Annotated in this window: 3 protein-coding genes; 2 read left to right on the forward strand and 1 reads right to left on the reverse strand. The window is 77.4% G+C overall.

The annotated features are described in order from the left end of the window. Positions 1-2,226, forward strand: a 2,226-nt coding sequence (locus tag ACFU6K_RS30955) for a LuxR C-terminal-related transcriptional regulator (protein ID WP_380668617.1), incomplete at its 5' end; no start/stop codon positions are given. A gap of 99 nt (positions 2,227-2,325) precedes the next feature. Here the strand turns inward: ACFU6K_RS30955 and ACFU6K_RS30960 are convergent. Beyond that, a complete protein-coding gene (locus ACFU6K_RS30960) occupies positions 2,326-2,499 on the reverse strand; it encodes a hypothetical protein (protein ID WP_158077773.1) in 174 nt (57 codons plus the stop codon). A gap of 328 nt (positions 2,500-2,827) precedes the next feature. Here ACFU6K_RS30960 and ACFU6K_RS30965 point away from each other — a divergent pair, with 328 nt between their 5' ends. Continuing rightward, positions 2,828-5,092, forward strand: a complete 2,265-nt coding sequence (locus ACFU6K_RS30965) for a hypothetical protein (RefSeq protein ID WP_380668619.1) — start codon at positions 2,828-2,830, stop codon at positions 5,090-5,092. The last annotated feature ends 49 nt before the right edge of the window (positions 5,093-5,141 follow it).

The following is a 5,141-nucleotide window of genomic DNA, read 5'->3' on the forward strand; positions in this document are numbered from 1 at the left end:
GGCCCGCGCGCGACCGCGGCCCTCACCCGGGTGCTGTTCGAGCGCAGCGAGGGCCTGCCGCTGGTCGCCGAGGAGGACCTGATCACGCTGGGCGAGCGGCGCGGCGCCGACGCGCTGACCACGGCCGCGGACCTGGCCGCCGACCTGGAGCAGTCGGAGGTGCCGCGCGGTCTGCGCGACGCCGTCACCGAGCGGCTGGCCGCGCTGTCCCCGGACGCCGCCGCGATCGCCTGCGCGGCCGCGGTGCTCGGCGTGCCGGCCGGGGAGGACCTGCTCGCCGCCGTGGCCGGGCTCGATCCGCAGGCCGCGGCGGACGGCCTGACGGAGGCGCTGCGGGCGGCGGTGCTCAGCGAGAAGCCGCTGGCCCGTTACGGGTTCCGGCACGTCCTGGCGCAGCAGGTGGCCTACCGTCGGCTGCCGGGGCCGCGGCGCGGGGCCCTACACCGGCGCGCGGTGGCGGCGCTGGGTGCGCGTGAGCCGAGGCCGCTGGTGCAGATCGCCCACCACACCCTGGCGCTGGGCGACCGGGCGGCCTGGCAGGAGGTGGCGGAGGCCGCCGCCGACCAGGCGGTGGCGCTCGGGGACAGCGGCAGCGCGGGGGTGCTGCTGCGCCGGCTGCTGGACGAGTCCGACCTGGACCCGCTGCGGCGCGGGCGGGCCGCCATCGCGCTGGCGCGGATCGCCGCCGACGGGGTGGACTCGCTGGCGAGTGCCGCGACGCTGACCGCGATCATCGCCGATCCGCGGCTGCCGGTGCCCGACCGGGGCGAGATCCGCCTGTCGCTGGGCTTCCTGATGGCCGTGCACGGCGGGGACCGGGCCGGTTTCGACCGGATCGAGGAGTCCCTGGAGGAGCTGGAGGAGCGTCCGGACCGGGCGGCGCGGGCGATGGTGGCGCTGGCCATGAACGAGCGCGACGGCGCCGGCGAGCGCGCCTGGCGGTGGCTGGAGCGGGCCGAGCGGGTCCTGGCGGCGAGCCCGGACGAGGAGGTGGCGGCGGCCGTGCGGGCCACCCGGCTGACCTTCCTGGCCCGCGAGGGCGACCCGTCGGTGTGGGAGCGGCTGGAGGCGCTGCCGCGCAGTTCGCAGCGGCCGGAGATCGTCCGGCAGACCACCCGCGCGCTGTACAACGTGGGCGAGATCGCCGTGGAGCTGGGCCACGACCGGCGGGCCGCGCGGCTGTTGGAGGAGAGCCGGCGGCTGGCCCGGCAGGCGGCGATCCCGTACCTGGAGTGCTACAGCCGGATCGCGCTGGCGCGGCTGGACGGGCTGGCCGGGCGGTGGGAGGGGCTGGAGGAGCGGCTGGCCGCGCTGGGCGCGGAGTTCCCGGACCTGGCGATGGCCGGCATCGAGCAGGCGCTGCTGCTGGGCCGGCTGGCGGCCGCGCGCGGGCAACTCGCGGTGGCGTACGCCCGGTTCGCGGAGGCGGCGCCGTACGGGGAGCGGGAGTCGCAGGTGACCGGGGCGCTGCGGGTGGCGGCGGGGCCGGCGGCGCTGCTGCTGGCGGAGGGGGACGTCGCGCGGGCGGCCGCGGTGGTCGCGCCGGCGCTGGCGACCCTGCGCGCGGCCGGGGCGTGGCCGCGGGCGGCGGAGCTGCTGCCGGTGGCGGTGGAGGTGCTGCTGGCCGGGGGCGACCGGGCGGGCGCGGCGGAGCTGGTCGGGCAGGCGGGGGCGGGCCTGGAGGGCCGGGACGCGCCGGCCGCCGGAGCGGCGCTGGCCTTCGCCCGGGGCCTGCTGCTGGCCGACGGGGGCGATCCGGCGGGCGCGGGCGCGCAGTTCGTGCGCTGCGCCGGGCTGTGGCGGGAGATCGGGCGCCCGTACGAGGCGGCGCGGGCCGAGGAGCGGGCCGCCGCGGTGTCGGCGGGGGTCGACCGGGCGGCGGGGGTCGACCGGGCGGCGGCCGGGGAGCTGATCGGCGCCGCCGAGCGGGCCTACCTGGCGCTGGGCGCGGCCTGGGACGCGGCCCGCTGCCAGCGGCTGCGGCGCGAGCTGGGCCTGGGGCGGGCGGGCTCGCCGGGGCGGCGCGGCTACGGCGAGCGGCTGTCGCCGCGCGAGCGGCAGGTCGCGGCGCTGGCGGCGCGGGGTGCGGCGAACCAGGACATCGCCCGGGCGCTGTTCCTGTCGACCCGTACGGTCGAGCACCACGTGGCGAGCGCGCTGCGCAAGCTGGGGGTGGGCCGGGCGGGGCTGGGCGAGGCGCTGGCCGCGGAGGACGGGGCCTCCTGAGGAAAGCGGGGTCCCGCCCGCTCCCTCAAGGGGCGGGACCCTGTCTGTGGGTGTCGGCCGTACCGGTGGTGAACGGTCGGCCGTACCGGTGGCGGCCGGTCAGCCGTGCCGGTGGTGGCCGGCGCGCTCGACGAGCCGGGAGAGCCGGGCCAGTCGGGCCAGGCCCGGGCGGCGCAGGCCGCTGCCGCTGCGGCGGGCGGGCAGGACCAGCCCGGGGTCGGGGGCGGTGAAGTGCGCGTCGGCGTAGAGCCGCAGGCGTTCGCGACGGGTCATGGGGGCGACCTCCGGGGGGTGAGGGGTCGTCGGCTGGGGCGGGTTCCAGGAAACCGGCTGGGCGGGGGCGGGAACAATGCGTACCGCTACCCAATCCCGCGCGCCGAATCCTGGGTACCCGCCGCTCCCCCGGGCCGGCGGGCAGCACACCCCGGGCGGTCCGGCCACCGGTGCTGCGCCGGGCGGGTGAAGAAACCACCCGTCAGGCTTCCTTTCCCGCCGGCGCAGGTACGAGGTTCTGCTGTCCGTGTCGCCTCCCGACCACGAGGTTCCCGTGCCACCTGTCCGACGGCTTCGGCCGCGACCGCCCCATGTCCTGTCAGCGCTGATGGCGGTGGTTCTCGGTGCGGGGGCCGCCGCGCTGACCGTCCCCGCCCCGGCCGCCTCGGCGGGGACGCCGAGGTCCGGGCACGCCCGGGCGGCCGCGGAGCCGGCGGCCGGAGCCGCAGGAGCGGCAGGAGCGGCCAAGGCGGCCAGGCCGCGCGGGGCCGGCACCCAGCGCCCGATCGGCCCGGACCCGGTGGTCGACCTGCTGGCGCACGGCAACCTCACGATGGCCTCCAACTCGGTGCTGACCTGCGACGACAGCGACGGCACGGTCTGCTCGGACACCGAGGGCTCGAACAACGGGCGGACCAAGTTCGTCAAGGTCGACCCGAACGCCCCCGGCCCCAACGCCGCCTCCGCGCAACTGCTGCTGCCGGCCGGGGCGAACGTGCTGTCCGCCCGCCTGTACTGGCAGTTCAACCCGACCAACACCAGCACCGCCGGCGGCACCTCCGGGGACATCGACAAGGGCAACCAGGTGTCCTGGAAGGTCCCGGGCGCGAGCGGCTACCAGCAGGTCACCGCGGACACCTACGACTGGTTCGACCAGAAGGTCGGCGGGAACCCGCCGGAGCCCCTGCTGGCCGGCGGGGCGGTCAAGGACGTGACCGCCGAGGTCCGGGCCGCCGGCCCGGGCAGCTACAGCGTCGCCGACATCCAGGCGTGCGCCGGCCGCTCCTCCGCGCAGAACTACGGCGGCAACAACGTCGGCTGCTGGGGCGGCTGGTCGCTGGTCGTCGCCTACGAGGACCCGGCGGAGCCGCTGCGCTACCTCCAGGTCTGGGACGGCTACCAGCTGCTGCGCGACCCCGACAACTCGACCACCCTCACGCTCGGCGGCATCCGCACCCCCGCCACCACGGCCCCGCGGGCCACCATGGGGATCACCGTCGGCGACGGCGACGCGCCGATCGCCGGGGACACCCTGGCGGTCGGCTCCACGCCGGAGAACCTGACCCTCCTGCCGATGCCCGGCCCCACCGGGGTCGGCACCGACAACGCGTTCACCAGCCGGATCGACCACGTCGCCGCGGACGGCACCGGCACCAACATCACCACCCGCGACCCCGATCCGGTCAACAACTACGGCTACGACGCCCGGATGATCGACGTCACCGGCAAGATCCCGGCCGGCAGCGAGCAGGCCCTGGTCCGGATCAGCGGCGCCGGCGACGCCCTGGAACCGCAGGCCGCCTGGCTGGCCCTGGACGCCCTCGAACCCGACCTCCAGGTCACCAAGGCCAACACCCCGCCCGGCAGCCCCACCGGCAACCCGCCCGGCCTGGTCGGCCCCGGCGAGACCATCGTCTACACCTTCTCGGTGGCCAACCGCCACCAGGACGGCAGCAGCGCGGACCTCGACACCGCGAGCGGCGTCACCCTGACCGACACGATCCCGGCCGGCACCACCTTCGCCCCCGCCTCCAACCCGGCCTGCCAGGCCAGCGGACAGACCGTCACCTGCACCGTCCCCGACCTGCCCCCGGGCGCCGAGGCCAACGTCGCCTTCCAGGTCACCGTCGACGCCTCGACCGCCGTGGGCACCCACCTCGACGACACCGCCACCCTGCGCTTCGAGGGCAGCCAGACCCGGCGGGCCCAGGAGCGCACCAGCAACACCGTGCGCAACACCGTCGCCGCCGTGCCCGCCTACAGCATCGTCAAGACCGCCGAACCCGGCAGCGCCAAGCCCGGCGACACCGTCCGCTACCGGATCCAGGTCACCAACACCAGCCAGGTCGACGCCCCCGGCGTCACCCTCACCGACGACCTGTCGGGCGTGCTGAACTCCGCCGCGTACAACAACGACGCCGCCGCCGACCGCGGCCAGGTCCAGGTCTCCGGGACCACGCTGACCTGGAGCGGGGACCTGCCCGTCGGCGCCAGCGCGACCGTCACCTACTCCGTCACCGTGCGCTCCCCGCTGGCCGCCGACGCGGTCCTGCGCAACACCGTCTCCTCCGACACCTTCGGGAACAACTGCCGCCCCGGCTCCACCGACGCGCACTGCCGCACCGAGGTCCCGGTCACCGTGCCCGGCCCGAGCCCGTCGCCCAGCCCCAGCCCCTCTCCGACGTCCTCGCCGAGCCCCGGCCCGACGACCTCTCCGCAGCCGAGCCCGACCCACGCTCCCCCGCCCGGCCACGGCGGCCGGCTGCCCGAGACCGGGAGCAACGCGGCCCAGGTCCTGCTCTTCGGCCTCGCCGCGCTCGGCACCGTCACGGCGGGCCTGCTCCTGCTGTGGAGGAGCCGCCGCACCCGCTGAGCCCCGCACCCGCACCCGCACGACCCCACGGCCGCGCCCACGCCCCCCG

The sequence above is a fragment of the Kitasatospora sp. NPDC057512 genome (genome assembly GCF_042802135.1).
Lineage (GTDB): Bacteria > Actinomycetota > Actinomycetes > Streptomycetales > Streptomycetaceae > Kitasatospora.